The organism is Flavobacterium muglaense, assembly GCF_014305155.1.
In the GTDB taxonomy this organism is placed as follows: domain Bacteria; phylum Bacteroidota; class Bacteroidia; order Flavobacteriales; family Flavobacteriaceae; genus Flavobacterium; species Flavobacterium muglaense.
On sequence record NZ_JACRUK010000003.1, the window covers coordinates 65517 to 87856 of the forward strand.

Sequence of the window (22340 nt, forward strand, 5' to 3'; positions counted from 1 at the left end):
GAAGAAAAAATGGATTGTTATTTGTCAATCGATCCTAAAACTCTTTTCATGAAAGTGTTTAAGGCTTCTTTTTTATCGGTACCGTTTTTTACCATTTTATGTACTTCAAGAGCGCCGTACATATTTGAAATTAATTCTCCTATAACATCTAATTCTTCGTCTTTCAATGATGGAATTTCAGTCATTGCTTCCAGAACATCAATGGTTTCTATGATATAATCTTGATCGTTCTCTTCTATAAATTGTGTAAGATGTTTTATTACAGGTAATTTCATGTTTTTCTTTTCGTGTAAGGTTTAAAGTTTTAAAGCTCTAAAGTTTAAAGTGATGTGTTGCTTCAGAAATGATATTTTAGTTTACTATTAAATTTATCTATCAAGCGAAAGAATATTAAACTTTATATAAATTAATTAAACAATTTCGTTTACTAATTCAATTAGTACTTCTTGCTTGTTTGTTTGTGTTTCGTTTACTAGTTTTCCATCTACAAAAGTGGCAAAAGTAGGTAAGTTACTCACATTAGCTAATTTTCTTGATTCAGGTGAATTCTCAGCATCTACAAGTACAAATGTAATGGCTTCGTTTTCTGTAGCTAATTTTTTGAATTTTGGTTTCATGATTCGGCAGTTACCACACCATGAAGCTGAAAATTGCACTACAACTTTGTTGTTTTGGCTTACTAAATCAGCTAATGTATCTTCGGTTAAATCTATTAACATATTTTTTGTTTTTTAAATGTTCTTATCACTAAGTTTCTAAGTTACTAAGGTTTTAAGTGTATACAAAACTTAGGACCTTAGCAACTTTGATATCTTAGCAACTTAAAAGTAAATTAGTTTAAGCTTAAGTATTCAGCTGTACTTTTTCTGTCTGCGCTCATTGCTTCTTTACCAGCTTCCCAGTTAGCAGGACAAACTTCTCCTTTTTCTTGAACGTGTGTGTAAGCATCAACCATACGTAAGTACTCGTTTACGTTACGACCTAGTGGCATATCGTTTACGCTTTCGTGGAAGATTTTTCCAGTTTCGTCAATTAAGTAAGTAGCTCTAAAAGTTACGTTAGATCCTTCAACGATAACTGAATCTGTTTCTTCACTATACTCAGTTGAATCAATGTCAAGAATACCTAAAATGTTAGATAAGTTTCTGTTTGTATCAGCAAGAATTGGGTAAGTTACACCTTCAATTCCACCGTTGTTTTTAGGAGTGTTTAACCAAGCAAAGTGTACTTCGTTCGTATCACAAGAAGCACCTATTACAATAGTATTTCTTTTTTCAAATTCAGGTAAAGCAGCTTGAAAAGCGTGTAGTTCTGTTGGGCAAACAAAAGTAAAATCTTTTGGGTACCAAAACAAAAGTACTTTTTTGTTATTGTTTACTGCTTCGTCAAAAATGTTGATTTTCATGTTATCACCCATTTCTGATATAGCGTCAACTGCAATACTTGGGAATTTTTTTCCTACTAAAGACATAAGTTTATTTTTTTAATGTTAATTATTTTGATACTGCAAAAATACGCATATCATCAATAATCGTACAATCAGTTTCAATTATATATTTTTATGTAGCAATAGGATTTGCTTATTAGTATAAAAACAAAAACCATAACTGTTAGTAAGTCATGGTTTTAGTATTTATCTGTTAAGATGATTTAAAGTCGTTTTCTACCTAAATTTTTTCATCAATAACCAATTGACGTATTTTAATATTGAATGCTGCAAATAGTAATGTCATAAACGGACTTAAAATATTAAAGAAAGCGTAAGGCAAATAATCAAATGTAGGAACTCCTAACGTACCCGCTTGATAAGCACCACAGGTATTCCAAGGGATCAATACGGATGTTACTGTTCCAGAATCTTCAAGGGTTCTACTTAGGTTTTCTGGGGCTAATCCCTTTTCTTTGAATGCTTTCGCAAACATTTTTCCGGGAACTACAATTGCTAAATATTGATCAGAAGCGGTGATGTTTAAGGCTAAACAACTTCCTACTGTAGCAGCAAATAATCCAAAAGTAGTATGTGCTAGTTTCAGTAAAGTTTGGCTAATTCTTGCCAAAGCACCAATAGCGTCCATTATTCCTCCAAAAACCATTGCACAAATAATCAGCCAGATGGTTCCTAACATTTTTTGCATTCCACCCGAAGTGAATAAATCGGCCAAAGTTTTATTGTCTGTTGGGACAACTATTTTGCCTGTTATGGCGTCCATTACTGCTTTGTAAGCCGACTCGAATGTCATCCTTTCAACACCTGCAATTTGGTTTAGAATGTGTGGTTGAAAAAGAACTGCAAAAACAGCTGCTAATAAGGTTCCAGTTAATAATGCAATAAGTGGTTCTGTTTTTTTAACGATAAGTCCAATGACAGTGGCCGGTACTAAAAATAACCAAGCCGAAATGGTAAAGGATGCTTCTATATCACGTAATAAGTCAGCAATATTAACGTCACCTTTAATATCTACAGTCAACCCTAAAATGATAAATAAAATTAAGTTGATGATGTAAGTAGGAATCGTGGTCAATGTCATGTAACGAATGTGTGTAAACAAATCGGTTCCAGCCATTGCAGGAGCAAGGTTTGTGGTATCTGACATAGGGGAAAGTTTGTCTCCAAAATAGGCTCCAGAGATGACCGCACCTGCCACCATTCCTAGATCAAAACCTAATGCGCCACCCACACCTATTAATGCAATACCTACAGTTGCACTGGTAGTCCAAGAACTTCCTGTTGCAATAGAGATAATTGAACATATAATTAAGGTGGCTGGTAAAAAGATAGCCGGACTTAATATTTGTAAACCGTAGTAAATCATCGAAGGGATTATACCACTCACTAGCCAAGTTCCTGCCAATGCACCTACCATCAATAAAATTAAAATGGCTCCCACAGTAGATCGGATGTTTTCGGCAACTTCTTCCATCATCTTTTGGTAAGTGACTTTATTGAAGAAACCTACAATAGCCGCTACAGCTGCTCCTAATAATAAAACAAATTGATTACTACCACTCAAAGCTTCATCTCCATAAACAGAAACATTATAGCCCAAAAGTAATACGAGGGCAATGACCGGAATCATAGCCTCTGTGATTGATAATTCTTTGTTTTTATTGATTTTGATATCCATATTGTATTATTTGAAATTGCAATATAGACAAAAAAACACCCATCTACCTAACGGGGGCTATGTTCTTGTAAAGGCTATGGATAATGGGAATGCTGTTTTTCACATTTGTAAAAACAGCATTTTATTAATTTAAAAACAATTGTTTTGGTGCTGTTTTATTCGAATAAAATAAAAATTGAAGCGATCAAAATAATTGCCTATCGCATTGTGTTATAATCCTTCAATATGCACAGCGAGAGTTCCTTTGCAGGCTGAATTTTCAATTAATTGCTGCGCTGCTACTTGTTGGAATTCGGTAAAATCTTGGTAAGCTTGAACAACACCAACAGCTGATTTTAGATTCGGAATTACTTGTAAAGCATACGGATTTCCAAAGACGTACAAAACGCATTTTTTGGTTAAAAATATTTCTTCTAAAAATGTTAAAACTTCCGTATCAATATCAAAATTATTCATTGGTTTCGCTTTTGGAACAAATAATGAAATCAGTAAACTATCGTAAGGCTCTAACTTTTGTTCTAAAGCAGTAATGGTGTCTAATGTGTCTGTTTCAATTGCAAATTCGTCAGCAGGAAAATCTATTTTTAAATCTTGAAAAAAAGCATTATTCGTAGGTTTGTACAGACTAATTTTGGCTAGTTTTCCTTTTTCGGATGCCTCCAAAAGCAGGCTGGTACTCCCGTTATCCGATATTTTAGTCAAGCTGTTTGCCGCTACTTTTTTATTGAGAATTGATGCTTTTTCAAAATCTAAAACGGCTGATGCAGCAGTTGATGCTAGTATGCCAACTTGTTTCTTGCATTTCATTATTCGTTCATAACTCTCGTTAATGCGCTCAGGACTTGCGTTTTTTAAGATTTCATCAATTCCTTCGGCTACATTTTCGGCAAAGCATAAAACATCGTTTCCTGCATTAAAAGCTTCCCATTCCAGTTGGCCTTTTTTGTCATACAATTTTGAAACACTGTGCATGTTCAACGCATCCGAAATCACTAAACCATCATAGCCTAAACGCTTTCTCAAAAGGTTCTCGATTATGTTTTTGGATAAAGTGGCCGAGGTGTCTTTTCCGTCGTTCAAAGCAGGTACAGCCAGATGACCAATCATAATCGAATCGACTTGGTTTTTAATTCCTTTAATGAACGGATATAATTCGTTTGCTAATAATTCTTCTAAATTTTCTTTTAAAACCGGCAAACCCAAATGCGAATCGACATTCGTATTTCCATGTCCAGGGAAATGTTTTAAGCATCCTAAAACACCCACATCAGTCATTCCGCGCAAGTATTCTAAAGCAAAAAGAGCTACCTTTTCTTTGTTTTCTCCAAAGGAACGGTACCCAATCACCGGATTATTAGGGTTGTTATTGATGTCGGCCAATGGCGCTAGATTGTAATGAATTCCAGCCGACTTTAAATCAAGTCCTATTTGTTTCCCAACTTCGTAAACCAAATGCGATTCACTTTCAGGCAAAGCGCCTAATGTGATTGCATAAGGATATTGCGGTGTTTTCTCGACACGCATGGCCAAACCCCATTCGGCATCGATACTCATTAATAATGGAGTAGGAGCACATTTTTGATAACGAACAATAAGGTCTTTTAGTCGCTGGTAGCTGTCGTCATTAAATACGATTTTTTTCTTGGTTTCATAGTTGGTTGCTGCGCTAGCTCGACTATGAAAAAAAGTCAATCCACCTATGTTGTACGTTTTAATCAATTGCTCCATTTCCTGAATGTTCGCTTCGGTATCATTGATGAAAACTGCTGGAAAAAAGAATTGTCCTATTTTATGTTGTAAAGTCATACGTGTTTATTTAACCACAAAGCACGCAAAGGAGGCGCTAAGTTCACTAAGATTTGTGCTTTTTTTATTCGTTTTTATTTTCATTTGAAAAACGGATAGAACTGATTTGATTAGGAAATTTTTTACTCAGATTTTTTCCCGAAATCTTTAGGGAATATTAAGAAACGAGAAAGAACAAGCCCTGGAATAGTCGCAAGGAACACCCAAATGAAAAAGTTGCCATATCCTAAATATTCTTGAATGAATCCGCTGGCCATTCCTGGGAGCATCATTCCTAATGCCATGAATCCAGTCGCGATGGAGTAGTGGGAGGTTTTTGATTCGCCTTCTGCAACGTAAATCAAGTACATCATAAAAGCGGCAAATCCAAAACCATAGCCAAATTGCTCTGCAATGACCGTAGCATAAATGTAATAAACAGAGGCAGGATGAAAATGGGCTAAAAGTACAAACCCAAGAATAGGCAAGTGCATCGCTAGAATCATCGGTAACATCCATTTAGTCAATCCATCTCTTGATATTACTATTCCGCCTAGTATTCCTCCAATAGTTAAGGAAAACACTCCAAATGTTCCATATATGATTCCCACATCTTGTGTGGTGAGTCCGAGACCTCCTACTGCTTTATCGTCAATTAAAAAAGGCGTTAGCATTTTAAGTAATTGTGACTCTCCTAAACGGAATAATAAAATAAAAGCCAGTACAATTCCTATTTGTTTCTTTTGGAAAAAGCTTGCAAATACCGTCCCGAAACTGGCGTTTTGAGCTTCAACGGAATTTTTGATAATTGCTTTTTCGGTTCTTGGTGTGGCAAAATAATTGTAGATCGTGATCAATGTCATGATTAATCCTACGATGATCATCGTGTAGGACCATGCTTTTTGTTTGTCGCCATATTCTTGTTCTAGGTAACCTCCTATTATCACAATTAATCCATTTCCAGTAAGCATAGAAAGACGGTAAAAAGTACTGCGTATTCCTAGGAAAAAAGATTGTTGGTCTTTTTCTAGTGCTAATAAATAAAATCCGTCACTTGCCACATCGTTTGAAGCAGATGCAAAAGCAGCCACCCAAAAAATAACCAAACTAATGATGAAAAAATGATTCATAGGGATAGAAAATCCTACGATTAAAAACGCAATTGAGATTAGTAACTGCATAGCTAGAAACCATTTTCGCTTGGTTGCGTACAAATCGATAAAGGGACTCCATAGCGGTTTTATAACCCATGGCAGGTATAAAAGACTGGTGTAAACTCCGATATCTTCATTGTTGATACCCAGATTTTTATACATGATTACCGAAACTGAAATTATAATAGCATACGGCAGCCCTGAAGCAAAATTTAATACAGGTATCCAGAACCAAGGTCTATTGTTTGCTTTCATTTTTTATTTCTGTTTGAGTTGGTTTTTTTTCTGGTTTTATCGTAACCGGTGTTGCCATACTTTCATTGCCATAATAGTCAATATAGGTCAAGGCATATCGGTTCTTTTTGTCTTCGGTATTTTTTTTTATAACGATGTTAATCGTGTCTTTTGTTTCTTTGATTGCAATTTTATCTATAATTTGACTCGCATCATTTAGGTTTAAATTTGCGCCGTTTTTGGCTTCATAAACCACTACATAACGTACCTTGCTCACTACTGGATAATGCAAAGTAACAGTTGAGTTATCATTTGTAGTTGTTGTTTTAAAAATAGTAGGGATATCAGTAACAGCTTTTCTAGAGTTAGGCACCACATAAGGCAAAGCGGGGTATTTGTATTGATTTTGCATCAAAATATCCGTTACGGCTTTGTTTTTATTCACAAATGACTTGGCACTGAAATAAGCGTTTCCGTTTACGTTTTTGTACGAACGTGTAATGTCTATTTGGTTGGGAATTTCGTACGGATTATTCCATCTTTTATCTGAGTCGCTGTTGATTTTATAACTGCTGTTACCAATATAGATAGCTGTGTTTTTTGAATTTTCGGACCACCATTTTAATAGTTTACTGTAGGATGCGGTACGATGATCCATGCTCCAGTACAATTGAGGCAATACGTAATCAACCCAACTGTATTCCATCCAAGTCATCACATCGGCAAATAAATCGTCATAATTAGTTTGCCCAGATTGGGTGTCTGATCCTTTTGGGTCAACGGATTTATTGCGCCAAACTCCAAATGGACTGATGCCAAATTGTACCCATGGTTTTCTGGATTTTATGGCAATGGCACATGATTTTACAAATGCATTTACATTGTCCCGTCTCCAGTCGTCTAGAGCGAGTCCGTTGTTGTATTTTTTATACGATAGACTGTCGTTGAATTGCTCTCCAGGTATTTTGTACGGATAAAAATAATCATCAAAGTGTATGGCGTCAATATCATAATTAGTCACCACTTCGTCCACGACTTTTACTAAATGGGTTTGCACTTCGGGTAATGCTGGATTGTAATAATATTTGCCACCATATTTAATCATCCATTCCGGATGTTTGAAAAAGTCGTGTGTTGGGCTCAAAACAGCCGTGTTTAAGTCCATAGTAGCGCGGTAGGGGTTTAGCCATGCATGAAATTCAAAACCACGATTATGGGCTTCGTCGATCATCCAGGCCAGTGGATCAAAATTATTAGCCGGTGCTTTGCCTTCTTTTCCAGTTAGGTATTTTGACCAAGGTGCTAATTGTGAAGGATAAAAGGCGTCTCCTACGCTTCGTATTTGTACAATAACAGCATTGTAATTGAGTTTTTTATAGGTATCTAGAATTTCTAGATAGTCGGCTTTTTGTTTTTCTATCGAATCAATTCCATTTTTTGGCCAGTCGATATTCACAACAGTTGCAATCCAAACGGCTCTGAATTCGCTTTTGGGATGTGCCACTGTTTCTTGAGCGTTTCCAAGGGAGCATATTAATAGTACAGTAGTTAAGAAAAGGAAGAAAGATTTTGTAAGCTTCATTTTAAGGACTTTTTAATAGGTGTCAAAAATAGGTTTTTTGATGAATTATACTGGATTATTTAGTAGAAAATTGCATTGTGGAGGCTGTTGCAAAATTTGAGCCAATATTTTACCAGCAGGTTTTTATGGATACAAATGCCCTAGCCCCAACAGGAGTGTAAAGCCTTTGTAGGTTGAAAACCACTTTTTTCTGGTGCGGGCAGAGCGACTGCAAGAAGCTCCTGACCGCAGCTAGAAAAAGGGTTTGAGACCAAAAAGCTTGAAACGAATGCTGGGAATAGCTCCAGAAAATAAAAAATAGAACTAGTGTGAGAATTTGCAAATCGGTAAACTACTATTATTTATATTTGTCCTTTATCTAAAATACTGCCTTTCCATGTCAATTTTACAACAGTTCGAGTCCTTATCGCAATCGCTAGACGGAACACTTTTATACGACCGACTTCATAAAATTTTGTACGCAACTGATGCGTCGGCCTATCGAATTATGCCTGAGGCAGTTGCTTTGCCAAAGACGAATGCCGATATTGTAAAATTGTTGCAATTTGCACGAAAAAACAACCTTTCGTTGACTCCTAGAACGGCGGGAACCTCGCTAGCGGGACAAACGGTGGGTAGCGGAATCATTGTTGATGTTTCAAAATATTTTACGGAGATAGTGCATTTTGACAAAGAAAAACAAACGGTAACCGTGCAACCTGGGGTGATACGAGATGAGTTAAACTTGTTTTTAAAACCACATGGATTGTTTTTTGGACCCAATACTTCTACTTCTAGTCGCTGCATGATAGGCGGTATGGTAGGGAATAACTCATCAGGAACCACATCGATTCGATACGGCGTTACGAGAGATAAAATTGTGGAAATTAAAGCAGTGCTAAGTGATGGGACTGAGGTTGTTTTTGGCGAATTGAGTTCGGAGGCTTTTATCGAAAAAACAATAGGAGATACACTTGAAAATGCTATTTATCGAAAGTTGCACGAGGAGTTAAGAAATACTGCAACTCAGGAGGAAATTAAAAATGAATTTCCAAAACCAGAAATTCACCGAAGAAATACGGGTTATGCAGTTGATATTTTATTGAAATCGAATCTTTTTGGAGGAAATGAATCTACAATAAATGTAGGTAAATTACTTTGTGGTAGCGAGGGAACACTGGCTTTTACTACCGAGGTGACTTTGAAAGTTGATGTCTTGCCTCCAACGAATAATGTGATGGTGGTCGCTCATTTTTATACCATTCAAGAAAGTCTAGAAGCTGTAGTTACGGCCATGAAACATCATTTGTACACTTGTGAAATGATGGATGATACGATTCTAAATTGTACAAAGACCAACAGAGAGCAAGCTAAAAACCGATTTTTTATACAAGGAGATCCCAAGGCGGTTATTATGATGGAAGTTGGGTCGTACGTTAGTATGGAAGATGCCGAGATACAAGCCAATGCATTGATTGCCGATTTAGAACTGCATGATTTTGGCTATGCGTTGCCTAAAATTTATGGTGCCGATATTGATAAAATCAATGAATTGCGTAAAGCAGGTTTAGGGCTTTTGGGCAGTATAGTAGGGGACGATAAAGCGGCTGATTCTATTGAGGATACTGCAGTAGAATTAAGTGATTTACCCAATTATATCGCCGATTTCTCGGCCATGATGGCGCGTCACGGACAAGAAGCAATTTACTACGCACATGCCGGAGCAGGAGAGATACACTTGCGTCCGGTGCTGAATTTAAAAACCAAAGAAGGCGTTTATCAATTTAGAAACATTGCTACTGAGGTGGCTCATCTAGTTAAAAAATACAGGGGTTCGTTAAGTGGTGAGCATGGTGATGGTATTGTTCGTGGGGAATTTTTGCCGTTTATGATTGGGGATAAAAACTACGAATTATTGAAGCGCATTAAATTAGCTTTTGACCCGTACTCGGTTTTAAATATTGGGAAGATTGTAAATGCCTCAAAAATGGATGAAAAGCTGCGTTTTGAACCCGGAAGAGCCGAGCCAGAAATTCAGACCATTCAAGATTTCTCAGATAGTATGGGGATTTTAAGATTGGCAGAGAAATGCAATGGTTCTGGTGATTGTAGAAAACCGGCATCGGCAGGAGGGACTTTGTGTCCTAGTTACCGAGCTACTAAAAATGAAAAAGATACGACACGCGCAAGAGCAAATGCGTTACGAGAATATTTAACCCAATCAGAAAAAGAGAATAAATTCAACCACAAAGAGCTATATGAGGTCTTTGAATTGTGTGTGAGTTGTAAAGCTTGCGCTAGCGAATGCCCCTCTAATGTAGATGTAGCCGCATTAAAGTCGGAGTTTTTATACCAATACCAAAAAGCAAATGGATTTAGTCTACGAAATAAAATTTTTGCCAATAATGCCAAACTGAATAAGTTAGGAAGCATTTTTCCTGGGTTGACTAATTTTTTAGTGAATCAACCTTTAGTGAAAAAAGGAATGGGTGTGGCTGCAAAGCGTGAAGTGCCTTTACTAGCTCCCAAAACATTTAGAAAATGGCTTGATAGCAATAAAAGTAAAAAGACCGCTGCTGACTTTGTAAACGGACGAGTTTCTTTGTTTTGCGATGAGTTTACTAATTACTATGATGTTCAAGTAGGAATTGATGCCTACGAATTGTTAACGCAATTGGGGTACGAAGTTTTAGTGATCAATCATGAGGAAAGCGCAAGAGCTTATATATCTAAAGGTTTCCTGGAAGAAGCAAAAGTAATTGCTAATAAAAACGTTTCAATTTTTGCACCGATTGTAACTGTAGAAATCCCTTTGATCGGAATCGAACCATCAGCAATATTGACGTTTAGAGATGAATATTTACGACTGGCTGATGATAAGACTGCCGCCGAAAAATTAGCTAAAAACTGCTTAACGGTAGAAGAGTTTTTCAAGCGTGAAATTGAAAGTGGTAGAATTCATGCTGCTCAGTTTTCAAATGAAGAAAAGCAAATTAAAATACACGGGCATTGTCATCAAAAATCATTGAGTACAGTTGAAGCTAGTTTTGCGATGCTAAATGTGCCTACAAATAATAAAGTAACCATTTATAATTCGGGTTGTTGCGGTATGGCGGGTTCTTTTGGGTATGAAAAAGAACATTACGAGATTAGTATGCAAATGGGAGAGGATACTTTGTTTCCTAAAATTAGAGGAACAGAGCAATCCACAGCTATTGCAGCTGCTGGTACGAGTTGTAGGCATCAAATTTTTGACGGTACCAGTAGGAAGGCTCAACATCCAGTTTCTATTTTAAGAAGTTGTTTGAAGTAATAAGCAATGCATTAGGTCTTTAAAAAAAGGGGACAATCGAATACAGAGCAATAGTATCTGTCAATCTTTTATTTTTTTGCTGTAGAGTAAAAGTTGGAAAGGATGGATCTGCGGCAGTTTATAAAGTAAAAGACGTACAGACTTTGCAAGCTGAAAATCCTATGATGTGATTTTATGTTCTTAGGTAGTTGAATTATTATTTTTAAGTGCGAATTAAACAATACTAATTGACTTATTTGTCAGCACGTAAAGTTGTTTTTGACTTATTTTAATTATATAATTAAAAATATTACCTAAAATCATTGATAATTAAAATTGTTTTATACATTTGGATTTTTATTAAAACATGCATTATTTTCAAAATAAAGGCTCAATTATTATACAATATTAATTTATACTAACAATTTCCTGATTATGGCACTTTCGAGTTTGTTTAGAAAAAAAACAGTGCAAGACATCTTAGCACAGGTAGAAAAAAATAATGCTGACGGGCATAATGCATTAGGCAAGCACCTTAAAGCGAGAGATCTCGCTGCTTTTGGTATTGCAGCAATCATTGGTGCAGGAATTTTTAGTACCATAGGAAAAGCCAGTTATGATGGTGGTCCTGCCGTGATTTTTTTATTTTTGTTTACTGCTATAGCATGTAGTTTTGCTGCATTTGCTTATGCTGAGTTTGCTTCAATGGTACCTGTTTCGGGAAGTGCGTATACGTATTCGTATGTTGCTTTTGGAGAATTAATGGCTTGGATTATTGGCTGGGCGCTAATTATGGAATATGCCATCGGGAATATTACCGTAGCGATATCCTGGAGTGATTATTTTACCAGTTTGATGGATAATATCATCAATAACCTCAATCATAACTATCATTTTAATTTACAACTCATTGCTGATTGGGCTCAAATGGATTACCTAACGGCTTCTAATGGGTTTAAAGATGCTACTGCTTTAATGCAAGGTGGAAAATCATTTGAAAATTTAAGTACTGGTTTGCAGTCGGCATACAGAGCTTGGACCACTGCTCCTACGATTGGTTCTTTTCATTTTGTTGCTGATATTCCGGCTTTATTCATCATTGTTTTGATTACAGCCTTAGTTTATCGCGGTATGAAAGAATCTCGTAATGCGAGTAATATGATGGTAATTGTAAAATTGTGTATAATTTTATTAGTCATTGCGGTTGGAGCTTTTTATATAGATGTTGACAATTGGACCCCTTTTGCTCCCAATGGAGTAGGTGGTGTCTTGAAAGGAGTTTCGGCTGTTTTCTTTGCTTATATTGGTTTTGACGCCATATCAACCACTGCAGAAGAATGTGAAAATCCACAACGTGATTTACCAAAAGGAATGATGTGGGCCATTATTATATGTACTGTTTTATATATCATTATCGCCTTGGTCTTAACAGGAATGGTAAGTTATGCGGACTTGAATGTGGGGGATCCTTTATTATTTGTATTTGCCAAGCTAGACTTAAAAGTAATGTCGGCTATTATAGGGGTAAGCGCTGTGATTGCCATGGCGAGTGTATTATTAGTTTTTCAAATGGGACAGCCACGTATCTGGATGAGCATGAGTCGCGACGGTTTGTTGCCAAAACGTTTCTCAAGAGTACACCCTAAATACAAAACCCCCTCTTATGCTACAATTGTGACTGGGTTTGTTGTTGCTATACCAGCGCTGTTCTTGAACTTGACCATGGTAACGGATTTATGTAGTATTGGTACTTTATTTGCCTTTGTATTGGTTTGTGCAGGAGTTTTGGTTTTGCAAAATAAAAAAGACATTCCTAGAGGGAAGTTTAAAACGCCTTATGTAAATTCTAAATATGTTGTTCCGTTTTTATTAGCTGCAGGGTTGTTTTATGCTTTTCAGTTTAATAGTAAAGCGACGATGGGTTTCGTCATGAATGAAACACAAACGAATAAAGCCGAAACAATAATTACTTCTCTAAATAAAGAAGAGTCTCAAAAAGTATATGCTTATTTAGTGCGTATAGATACAGATAAGAATACTGTAGGGAAACCAGATTTAGAAAATTTACTGAGTAAATACCAAGATGATGAAGTGAAATATGCTGCTGTTGTTGCGGGTTTACCAATTGATAATAGCTTAAAGTACGAAAGCGGATTCAGCTTGTTCAAACACAAAATACCAATGTGGATTTTCCTTTTATCATTAATTGGATTGACTATGTGGTCTTTTAAAGAAAACCTGTCATTGATTCCGTTATTAGGATTAGTGAGTTGCTTGTACATGATGGCCGAGTTAAGTGTTTGGAACTGGATTTACTTTACCATCTGGTTGCTTATCGGTCTGTTGATTTACTTTGGCTACAGCCGAAAAAATAGTAAATTAAGTCACTTATAGTAACACACAAAAAGAAATAAGCTTAAAAACCGTTTTGATGGAAGTCAAAACGTTTTTTTTTGTTGTATCACATCGCATGATATTGAAGTTGTATACTATGTCTTTAGCCATTTTATAGCCGCATGTCGTATATGAAATACAGCGATAGGTATTTTGAATTTGTAATTAGCGACAATAAAATTCATGAGTCTATTGCTCTTGTCGGTATTTGCTATAAACGCTATTTTGTGTATGCTATTGAATTTTGTGCCTATTTTTAGGTTTATCAGGTTTAGTTTGCTAAACTTAATTTCTGTTGTGTTACTCAGATCAAAAATGATCGATTTTTTAATTTTGTCATCAAGTTCTATTCGTTTGACATTTTTTATTTCAAATAATAATTCTTCGTTTATTTTAGAATTTTCTTTAAAATCAAACTGAATGAAATGATCCGTTTTTTTATTGTTGAAGACTTTGTAGGTATACATAGATTGATTGGATTGGGAGGTGCAATCTAATAAAACAGCGCTAGACTAACGATTAAAAGCTAATAAAATCGATTAAATGTATGTATTATTTTAAAATGTAGTAAAATACGTTATTTATTGTATGATGTTTGGTTTTGCTAGGATTGTTTTGAGTTTAAAATTTATAAAATTTAAAACGGTTTCATTTTTAATTTAAGGTACTAGTAGCTTGCATTATAAAAAATGAGGTTTTAGGGTACTTTCTTACTACGGCGGTTTTTGTTTTTATCGAATAGTTGAAAAATTAGGATTATGAGGGAAGTTGTTTATATTTGAAGTTATTGTAAAAATGTAATTTTAAAAAATCGATGCTAATTAAAACCTTTTGGACCATAGTAATTAAGATCATTGGATTATGGTTATTATTTAACTGCATTTCGATTCTGCCACAGTTTTATTCAACTTTATCTTTTATAAATGGAAGTTTAGATACCGCAAGTCTAGCAACAGTATGGTTTATATTGTGCGCTGCTATTGTGATTTATTTCATTGTGATCAGGCTTTTTTTATTTAAGTCGCAGTGGATTATTGATAAGTTACAACTTGCACATCATTTTACTGAAGAGCGAATAGAGTTGAATGTCAAAGCCACAACTGTTTTAACGATTGCGAGCATTATTATGGGTGGGTTGATTATTGTGGAAAGCATACCTCACTTTTGTGAAGGTTTGTTTCGATTTTTCCAACAGAAATTATTATTCAAAGAATATGGCGATGCAAATTGGTTAATCTATCATTTCATAAAAATAATTATAGGTTATTTGCTTTTGACTAATGGTGAACAAATTGCCAAATACATTGATAAAAAGTAAGTTAGGGGGGGGTGAATTAGAAAACAGGATGTCTACTTTAGCCAATTTTTATAGATTAACTTCTAACGGATTATAAAACCCTTCATTATTTGCGAAAGAAAAGGGATATTTGGCAATTGGACTATATAATTCGTAAGATCTTGAACACTGTCTAAAGGTTACAAAATAATAGTAAAGAATTAATAAACAAAAAAATGTCAGTATATAAAAAATTAGCCGATTTTGGTGGTAAGTTCATTGGGAAAAGCAAACTCTTTAAGCACGGTTTCAATTATTCACCTATGTATCGCAGAAGCACGGCTAGGATTGTTGCTATATCCGAAGATTTATTGAATGTTACCATCAAGTTGCCTATTAGCTACAAGAACAAGAATTATGTCAATTCTATTTTTGGAGGGAGTATGTTTGCCGCGGTGGACCCTATTCCTATGATTCAATTGATGCATCTTTTGGGTGATGACTTTGTGGTTTGGGACAAGTCGGCCGAAATTTATTTTAAGAAACCAGCCAAAGAGAATTTATATGCCGATTTTATTTATACAACAATAGAGGTCGAAGATATATTGAATAGAGTAGCTACTGAGAATGAAATTGAAGTGACTAAAATCACTCAATTGACTAATCAGGACCGATCTGTTGTGTACTGCGAAGTGAGAAAAACGATCTACATTGCCGAGAAATCGTTCTTTAGAGAAAAAAAGAGATTGAAAAACCGAGAATAAGGAGGTAAAAATAGAAATCCGCTCAAGATCACTCCCAAGCGGATTTAACTACAGTAAACAACTAAAAAAAGTTATAGAATAGAAAGTTCTTGCATGCAAGCTTTCATCATTTGGTACGTTCTTTCAATATCATTGTCAAGACCTATCGAAAAACGAATCAGTCCATCTGTTAAGCCCATTTCTGCTTGCTCTTCTAGCGGAATTTCACTTGATGTAGAAGTTCCAGGAGCGCTAAACAACGTTTTGTAAAATCCTAAACTTACCGCTAGATATCCTAAGTTTTTAGCTTGCATGAGTTCCATTAATTCATTGGCTTTCGCCAAAGAACCTACGTCTAGTGTCATCATTCCTCCAAAACCATATTCTGGATTAATCATCGATGCATATATTTTATGGCTTGGGTGACTTGCTAAGCCGGGGTATACCGTTTTAAGTCCGTCTTTTTCAAAACGCTCTGCTAAGTAAGCCGCATTGTAACTGTGCTGTTTAATTCTCAAGTGCAATGTGCGCATGTTTTTCATCACACTCGCAGAACGCATACTGTCCATTGTAGGACCTAGTAGCATACTCGCACCACTATTTACATCCTTCAAACTGTTGATAAATTCTTGCGATGCACAAGTAACACCACCCACAGTATCGCTACTTCCGTTGATGTATTTGGTCAGAGAATGAATCACAATATCGGCACCTAATTTAATAGGTGTTACAGATAGTGGAGAAAACGTATTATCAACTACTAATGTTAAATTGTGTTTCTTGGCAATTTTAGACAATCCAGCAATATCGGCCACTTCTAGTAAAGGGTTACTCACCGTTTCACAATACAATACTTTAGTATCTGGCGTAATCGCCGCTTCAACCAAATCTAGTTTTGTAATGTCTACAAAAGTGGTTTTGATACCCATTCTTGGAGCAAAATTCTTCAAGAAAGCATAAGTCCCTCCGTAAATTGTTCTACTTGATACAATATGGTCTCCCGCGCCACACAATTGCAATAAAGTAGGCGTAATTGCTCCCATTCCTGAGGCCGATACATTGGCTGTTTCCGTACCTTCCATTGCAGCTAAGGCTTTGTCTAGGTACAAATTACTAGGCGAGGAGTGACGGGAATACAAATAACAACCTTCCATATTACCTTCAAAAGTATCAAACATTGTTTTTGCTGATAAAAAGGTATAGGTCGATGAGTCGGATATTGAGGGGTTTACACCACCAAATTCACCAAAATACTGTAAGTCTTGAATGTTGTCTGCAGGATTAAAATTGTCCATTGTTATATGTTTTTTGAATTGTTTTTAGAAGCTATTTCCAGCTATCCGCTATATCTTTATTTTTTTAAGAAAAAAAATAAAGGATGCCGCTACTATCTGGGCTAGGCGTTTTTGATTACTCAATAAACCCAATTCAAAATAAAGTATTTATAGATTAATAATCAATCATAGTTATTTGATATAGTTTTTTAAACTATAAATAAGTATTTTTACAATTTAATTTTCTGTTTAAAATGAAAAAATGCATTTTTTATAGATTATATTTCAAAATCCAAATTCAAGCAACGCATGACATTAGACCCAATTGATAAAAAACTCCTTTTATTACTACAAACAGATAGTAAGAGAACCAACAAAGAATTATCCTTAAAACTCAATCTTTCAGTTACTGCCGTCTATGAACGCATCAAGAAGCTAGAGCGCGAAGGCATCATAGAGAAGTATGTGGTTGTCCTTAATAAATCCAAAGTAGAGAAGGGATTTGTTGTCTTTTGTCATTTAAAATTGATTCAGCATTCGCATGAATTCCTCACACATTTTGAGAGCGAAGTGGTAAAACTACATGAAGTACTAGAATGCCATCACGTAAGCGGTGATTACGATTATATTTTAAAAATAGTGGTCAAGGATATGGAAGCCTATCGCGAATTTTTGGTAACTAAGTTAACGACGCTTCAGCACATAGGAAGTACGCAAAGCACTTTTATGATAAGTGAGGTAAAAAATACTACTGTAGTGACAATTTAATATGTAAACGAGCTATAAAGATCGTTTAAGAGCGAAATAATCAATGATTAAATAAAATCATAACAAAAAAGCTTCAACTTTAAACTTTAAACAAAACTTAATTCCTTAATTTTGTACTTCGAAAATTTAATTTACATATAAAAAAATATACTATGAGTTCATTTGACGTAATCATTATAGGTTCTGGTCCAGGAGGATATGTGTCGGCAATTCGTTGTGCACAACTAGGTTTCAACACTGCAATTATCGAAAAATATTCAACTTTAGGAGGAACTTGTCTTAATGTAGGATGTATTCCTTCAAAGGCAATGTTGGCATCTTCGCATCATTATGCTGAAATTAAGCACTTTGCTGATCACGGAATCGAACTTACTGGTGAAGTAAAAGTAAACTTGGAAAAAATGGTTGCTCGCAAACAAGCAGTTGTTGACCAAACATCTGGTGGTGTAAAATACCTGATGGATAAAAATAAAATTACTGTTCTTGAAGGTACAGGTTCTTTTGTAGATGCTACTCACGTTGCAGTTGCAAAAGCAGATGGAACTACAGAAACTATTGAAGCAAAAAACATCATTATTGCTACAGGTTCTAAACCATCATCTTTACCTTTTATTACAATTGATAAAGAAAGAATCATCACTTCTACTGAAGCTTTAAAATTGCCTGAGGTTCCTAAACATTTGGTGATCATTGGTGGTGGAGTTATTGGTATTGAGTTAGGACAAGTATATCTACGTTTAGGAGCGCAAGTTTCTGTAGTAGAGTACATGGACCGTATCATTCCTGGAATGGACAGTTCATTGTCTAAAGAATTGACAAAAGTACTAAAGAAACAGGGAATGAAATTCTACGTTTCTCATAAAGTAAAATCAGTAGAAAGAGCTGGTGACGTTGTTACTGTTCAAGCCGAAAATGCTAAAGGGGAAACGATCACTCTTGAAGGAGATTATGCATTGGTTTCTGTAGGGCGTCGTCCTTATACGGATGGATTGAATGCTGACAAAGCTGGAGTTAAAATTTCAGACAGAGGACAAGTGGAAGTAAACGATCATTTACAAACTAATGTTCCTAATATCTACGCTATTGGTGATGTGGTTCGTGGAGCAATGTTAGCACACAAAGCAGAAGAAGAAGGTACAATGGTGGCTGAGTTAATTGCAGGTCAAAAACCACATATTGATTACAACTTGATTCCTGGTGTTGTTTACACTTGGCCAGAAGTGGCTGCTGTAGGACAAACAGAAGAACAGTTGAAAGAAGCTGGAATTGCATATAAATCAGGAAGCTTTCCTTTTAAAGCATTAGGTCGTGCTAGAGCAAGTGCTGACTTGGATGGATTTGTAAAAATCCTTGCTGATGCAAAAACAGATGAAGTTTTAGGAGTTCACATGATTGGAGCAAGAACAGCTGATTTAATTGCCGAAGCAGTTGTAGCAATGGAATTCAAAGCCTCTGCCGAAGATATTTCAAGAATGTCTCACGCACACCCTACTTTTGCGGAAGCAGTAAAAGAAGCAGCATTAGCAGCAACTGATAATAGAGCATTACACGTATAGTAATTCACTGTTTTTATATAACAAAACCCCAGTCAAAATTTAATTTGACTGGGGTTTTTTATGAATAAATATTTGGATAACTGGAGTTATTCTTTTTCCTTTTTAAAGAATTTTTTGTAAACAAAATACGCGATTAGTCCTAAGAATGGAAACCACCAGATCTCGAATATAAATGCAATAATATTCAATAAAACATACCATCCAGAGCTAAGTGAGTCCAAGATACGAATACCAATGTTTGGTTTGTAAAAATTAGCATCTTTTGAGCTTGCATGCATTTGTTGTTTTAATGATTCATGTTGGTAAATTTCAATGGTCAAGGTGCTGAAATTTACTTGATCATTCAAGGATAAATTGTCTAGTTTGCTATTGTCTTTTTGTTCTTTTTGATTTGCTAGCGTATTTTCGGCTTCAATAATATCATTTATCTTTTTTCCTTTGGTATCAATAGCTTTTTCAACTCTTTTTTCTTGATTACTGCTTCTGTTTTGTGCCATTTGATTCGAAAGCATTTTTAACGAAACATCATCGGCTTTGATCACACGATAATCAAGAAAATCAATTTGTTTTGCAATCGATTTTATAACGGTATCTAGTCTTGTGTTAGGAACCCTAATTGTAATGCTATTTTCTACCGTGTACTTGGTCGTTTCAAGTGTGCTGTCTTTACTTATATTTGTCTCAAATTTTTCAGTTATTGTACTTTGTAAATTAGTGTAGGTAACAAAACCGTTAAATTTATTGGTGATGTTTTCAATCGCATAAGTAGATTTGGTCACATCTTTCACTTTAAATTTTAAGTCGGCTGTTCTAATGAACTTGCGCGTGCTCCCTGGTTTTTCAACTGCGGCAGAGGAGGATGCAATGCTGTCTGTTTGTTTTACATCAGCCATTTCTTCTGAAGCTTCGCCTTTTTTACAAGAAATAATAAGCGTAACAATTGCTACTACTGTTAAGCCTAATTTTACAATTTTTGTCATGGTTTTTTTTTGGGGTGTAAATGTGAATGGATTTTTTTTATTGTTATTTTTCTTTCAAATGTATTATTATTTTAAACACGAAAAATTCTTTTATATAATAATTAACAAGCAACTATGTAATTGTTTTTCAATGGTTTAATTCGATATTTTTTTTCCGATGCTCTTTTGTGTATTTTTGGATTAATAGCCACAAAAAAAACCGACCTGTTTTAATAAGTCGGTTTTAATGTTGATCTATAAAAGCGGTTAATCTGCTTTAAAAAGGCCTTTGTAGTTTTCCCAATGGGTAAAGATTAAAAAGATGTTCCCTAGAAATACGAATATAGCGAGCGGTAAGTTTTCGGGAGTCAAGAAGTAATTGATGAGTAGTATATTGAGTGTAACTGGGAAAATCATAAGGTTTGCCATTGTCATGTATTTACCGGTCACAAATGATAATCCACATAATAATTCAATTCCTTTAGCTAAGGGTAATAAATAGGTCGAAGCAACAATACCTACTTGAAAGGCTTTGAATTCACCAGTTGAAGCTGGTTCTGGCATTAAATGAAAGAAATAACTAATGGAGGTAAAAAGAAATAGAAGCCCAAGCAAAGTCCGAATAATAATGTTAGCAATTTTCATAATATTTAGGTTTATTGGTTAAATATTGAGTATTACTTTTTCAGGACACGAGTTAAATATGTTGTCGATATGTTGAGGTCCCGTAAAAAGGATTAAGGCATGCTGTAATTTAAGATGTTGCTGTTTAAGTGGTTTAAAAACAGGATGTTATTGTAAATTTACAAAAATTATGGGTTGTTTTTTAGTAGAATGCCATATTAAAGCTTTTTTTTTATCGTAATTTTGGATTTTAAAGCCGCTATTTTTGAGAACATCCGTTTATAAGTCCATTTCGAATACCAAATTGTTCAAAAAACAACTTTTAGTTTGGTCGCAGCAATTCCGCGAAGTTACTTTCCTGGATAGCAACGATTATCCACAAAAATATTCAAATTACGACTGTATTTTGGCGGTAGATGCGCTTACTTCGATAAAAACAGATACTTATAATGCCTTCGAAGATTTAAAGCAATACCAACAAACCACTCAGGATTGGCTTTTTGGGTATTTGTCTTATGATTTAAAAAACGATGTGGAGCAATTAGTTTCCAGTAAATTTGACGGTCTCGAGTTTCCAGATTTGTTTTTCTTTCAACCTAAAAAGATATTTTTGTTAAAAGGCAATCAACTTGAATTGCACTATCTTAATATGTGTGATGATGAGTTTGAGATGGATTTTATCGAAATCGAACAAGTAGTTGCTTTAGAAACTGAAAACAAGCAGAAGCTAGAAATTCAACAACGGGTTTCAAAGGAAGCGTACTTAACCAAAATTGCTGCAATGTTACGGTATATCCAACAGGGAGATCTGTATGAGGCCAATTTTTGTATGGAGTTTTATGCGACAGATGCGGTTATTGATCCATTGGAAAAATTTTTAAAATTAAACGAAATATCACAACCCCCATTTGCAGTCTTTTTTAAAAATAATAAACAGTATTTACTTTCTGCTTCGCCAGAACGGTATTTAAAAAAGGAAGGTGAACTGTTGATTTCGCAACCGATAAAAGGAACAGCTAAGCGCTATCTTGATCCAGTCGAAGATGAGGCATCTAAGAATAATCTAGCTGTAGACCCGAAAGAAAGAGCCGAGAATATTATGATCACAGATCTCGTTCGGAACGATTTATCACATACTGCACAACGTGGTACTGTCACTGTAAAAGAACTGTGTGGTCTGTATTCATTCCTGCAGGTGCACCAAATGATTTCGACCATCACCTCCAAGTTAGATTTTCAATACACAGCGATAGACGCTCTTAAAACGACTTTTCCTATGGGGAGTATGACGGGCGCTCCTAAGATTGCCGCTATGAAAATTATCGAAGAACTTGAAGAAACCAAACGCGGCTTGTACAGCGGTGCGGTAGGCTATTTTAAGCCAAATGGCGACTTCGATTTTAACGTGGTGATTCGTAGTATTTTGTACAATCAGGACAAGAAATACGTATCCTTCTCGGTAGGAAGCGCGATCACTTCGCTTTCGATACCCGAATCTGAATACGCCGAATGTTTGCTGAAAGCGAAAGCCATGCGCGAGGTGCTAGAATAAGTAGTAAGCAGCAATCGTTTTCAGATTATAATCTTTATTTTTG

The 22340-nt window shown here is 35.4% G+C and carries 18 protein-coding genes; 7 read left to right on the plus strand and 11 right to left on the minus strand.

Features of this window, described 5'->3' with window-relative positions; all coding sequences use genetic code 11:
- Positions 1 to 17 precede the first annotated feature (17 nt).
- The 7 genes from H8R24_RS02295 to H8R24_RS02325 form a co-directional block, all read right to left on the minus strand.
- Positions 18 to 275, minus strand: a complete 258-nt coding sequence (locus H8R24_RS02295; protein WP_074722499.1) for a DUF6952 family protein — start codon at positions 273 to 275, stop codon at positions 18 to 20.
- A 135-nt stretch (positions 276 to 410) separates the two neighbouring features.
- The gene (locus H8R24_RS02300) at positions 411 to 719 is read right to left on the minus strand and encodes a thioredoxin family protein (RefSeq protein ID WP_187017006.1); all 309 of its coding nucleotides are present in this window, start codon (positions 717 to 719) and stop codon (positions 411 to 413) included.
- A gap of 113 nt (positions 720 to 832) precedes the next feature.
- Positions 833 to 1471 carry a peroxiredoxin gene (locus H8R24_RS02305; protein ID WP_187017005.1) on the minus strand — a complete coding sequence of 213 codons (639 nt, stop codon included), beginning with the start codon at positions 1469 to 1471 and terminating at the stop codon, positions 833 to 835.
- A gap of 196 nt (positions 1472 to 1667) precedes the next feature.
- Positions 1668 to 3125, minus strand: a complete 1458-nt coding sequence (nhaC, locus tag H8R24_RS02310; protein WP_187017004.1) for a Na+/H+ antiporter NhaC — start codon at positions 3123 to 3125, stop codon at positions 1668 to 1670.
- Positions 3126 to 3335: 210 nt separating this feature from the next.
- Complete coding sequence (locus H8R24_RS02315; protein WP_187017003.1) at positions 3336 to 4931, minus strand: glycoside hydrolase family 3 protein; 1596 nt, start codon at positions 4929 to 4931, stop codon at positions 3336 to 3338.
- A gap of 122 nt (positions 4932 to 5053) precedes the next feature.
- On the minus strand, positions 5054 to 6319 hold the full coding sequence (locus tag H8R24_RS02320) for an MFS transporter (RefSeq protein ID WP_187017002.1): 1266 nt from the start codon (positions 6317 to 6319) through the stop codon (positions 5054 to 5056).
- Entirely contained in the window at positions 6303 to 7880 is a 1578-nt protein-coding gene (locus tag H8R24_RS02325) for a glycoside hydrolase family 10 protein (RefSeq protein ID WP_187017001.1), read from the minus strand. The genes H8R24_RS02320 and H8R24_RS02325 overlap by 17 nt, the downstream gene beginning before the upstream one ends.
- 376 nt (positions 7881 to 8256) lie before the next feature.
- On the opposite strand from H8R24_RS02325, the gene H8R24_RS02330 reads away from it, so the two are divergent.
- Both H8R24_RS02330 and H8R24_RS02335 read left to right on the plus strand, forming a co-directional pair.
- Complete coding sequence (locus H8R24_RS02330; protein WP_187017000.1) at positions 8257 to 11172, plus strand: FAD-binding and (Fe-S)-binding domain-containing protein; 2916 nt, start codon at positions 8257 to 8259, stop codon at positions 11170 to 11172.
- Positions 11173 to 11586: 414 nt separating this feature from the next.
- On the plus strand, positions 11587 to 13545 hold the full coding sequence (locus H8R24_RS02335; RefSeq protein ID WP_187016999.1) for an amino acid permease: 1959 nt from the start codon (positions 11587 to 11589) through the stop codon (positions 13543 to 13545).
- Positions 13546 to 13640: 95 nt separating this feature from the next.
- Here H8R24_RS02335 and H8R24_RS18455 read toward each other — a convergent pair whose 3' ends face one another.
- Positions 13641 to 14012, minus strand: a complete 372-nt coding sequence (locus H8R24_RS18455; RefSeq protein ID WP_449404287.1) for a DUF7793 family protein — start codon at positions 14010 to 14012, stop codon at positions 13641 to 13643.
- Between the two features lie 347 nt (positions 14013 to 14359).
- On the opposite strand from H8R24_RS18455, the gene H8R24_RS02340 reads away from it, so the two are divergent.
- Both H8R24_RS02340 and H8R24_RS02345 read left to right on the plus strand, forming a co-directional pair.
- Entirely contained in the window at positions 14360 to 14863 is a 504-nt protein-coding gene (locus H8R24_RS02340; protein WP_187016998.1) for a hypothetical protein, read from the plus strand.
- A 194-nt stretch (positions 14864 to 15057) separates the two neighbouring features.
- Complete coding sequence (locus H8R24_RS02345) at positions 15058 to 15585, plus strand: PaaI family thioesterase (RefSeq protein WP_187016997.1); 528 nt, start codon at positions 15058 to 15060, stop codon at positions 15583 to 15585.
- Positions 15586 to 15656: 71 nt separating this feature from the next.
- Here H8R24_RS02345 and H8R24_RS02350 read toward each other — a convergent pair whose 3' ends face one another.
- Positions 15657 to 16859: an aminotransferase class I/II-fold pyridoxal phosphate-dependent enzyme gene (locus H8R24_RS02350; RefSeq protein ID WP_187016996.1), complete on the minus strand. Its 1203-nt coding sequence runs from the start codon at positions 16857 to 16859 to the stop codon at positions 15657 to 15659.
- A gap of 288 nt (positions 16860 to 17147) precedes the next feature.
- Here H8R24_RS02350 and H8R24_RS02355 point away from each other — a divergent pair, with 288 nt between their 5' ends.
- Both H8R24_RS02355 and lpdA read left to right on the plus strand, forming a co-directional pair.
- A complete protein-coding gene (locus H8R24_RS02355) occupies positions 17148 to 17606 on the plus strand; it encodes an Lrp/AsnC family transcriptional regulator (RefSeq protein WP_187016995.1) in 459 nt (152 codons plus the stop codon).
- Between the two features lie 152 nt (positions 17607 to 17758).
- Positions 17759 to 19162 (plus strand): dihydrolipoyl dehydrogenase, encoded by a 1404-nt coding sequence (gene lpdA / locus H8R24_RS02360; protein ID WP_187016994.1) that lies wholly within the window; start codon positions 17759 to 17761, stop codon positions 19160 to 19162.
- Between the two features lie 86 nt (positions 19163 to 19248).
- Here lpdA and H8R24_RS02365 read toward each other — a convergent pair whose 3' ends face one another.
- Both H8R24_RS02365 and H8R24_RS02370 read right to left on the minus strand, forming a co-directional pair.
- A complete protein-coding gene (locus H8R24_RS02365; protein ID WP_187016993.1) occupies positions 19249 to 20142 on the minus strand; it encodes a DUF4349 domain-containing protein in 894 nt (297 codons plus the stop codon).
- Positions 20143 to 20388: 246 nt separating this feature from the next.
- Positions 20389 to 20766, minus strand: a complete 378-nt coding sequence (locus H8R24_RS02370) for a DoxX family membrane protein (protein WP_187016992.1) — start codon at positions 20764 to 20766, stop codon at positions 20389 to 20391.
- A gap of 244 nt (positions 20767 to 21010) precedes the next feature.
- On the opposite strand from H8R24_RS02370, the gene H8R24_RS02375 reads away from it, so the two are divergent.
- On the plus strand, positions 21011 to 22297 hold the full coding sequence (locus H8R24_RS02375) for an anthranilate synthase component I family protein (protein ID WP_187016991.1): 1287 nt from the start codon (positions 21011 to 21013) through the stop codon (positions 22295 to 22297).
- Positions 22298 to 22340: the final 43 nt, after the last annotated feature.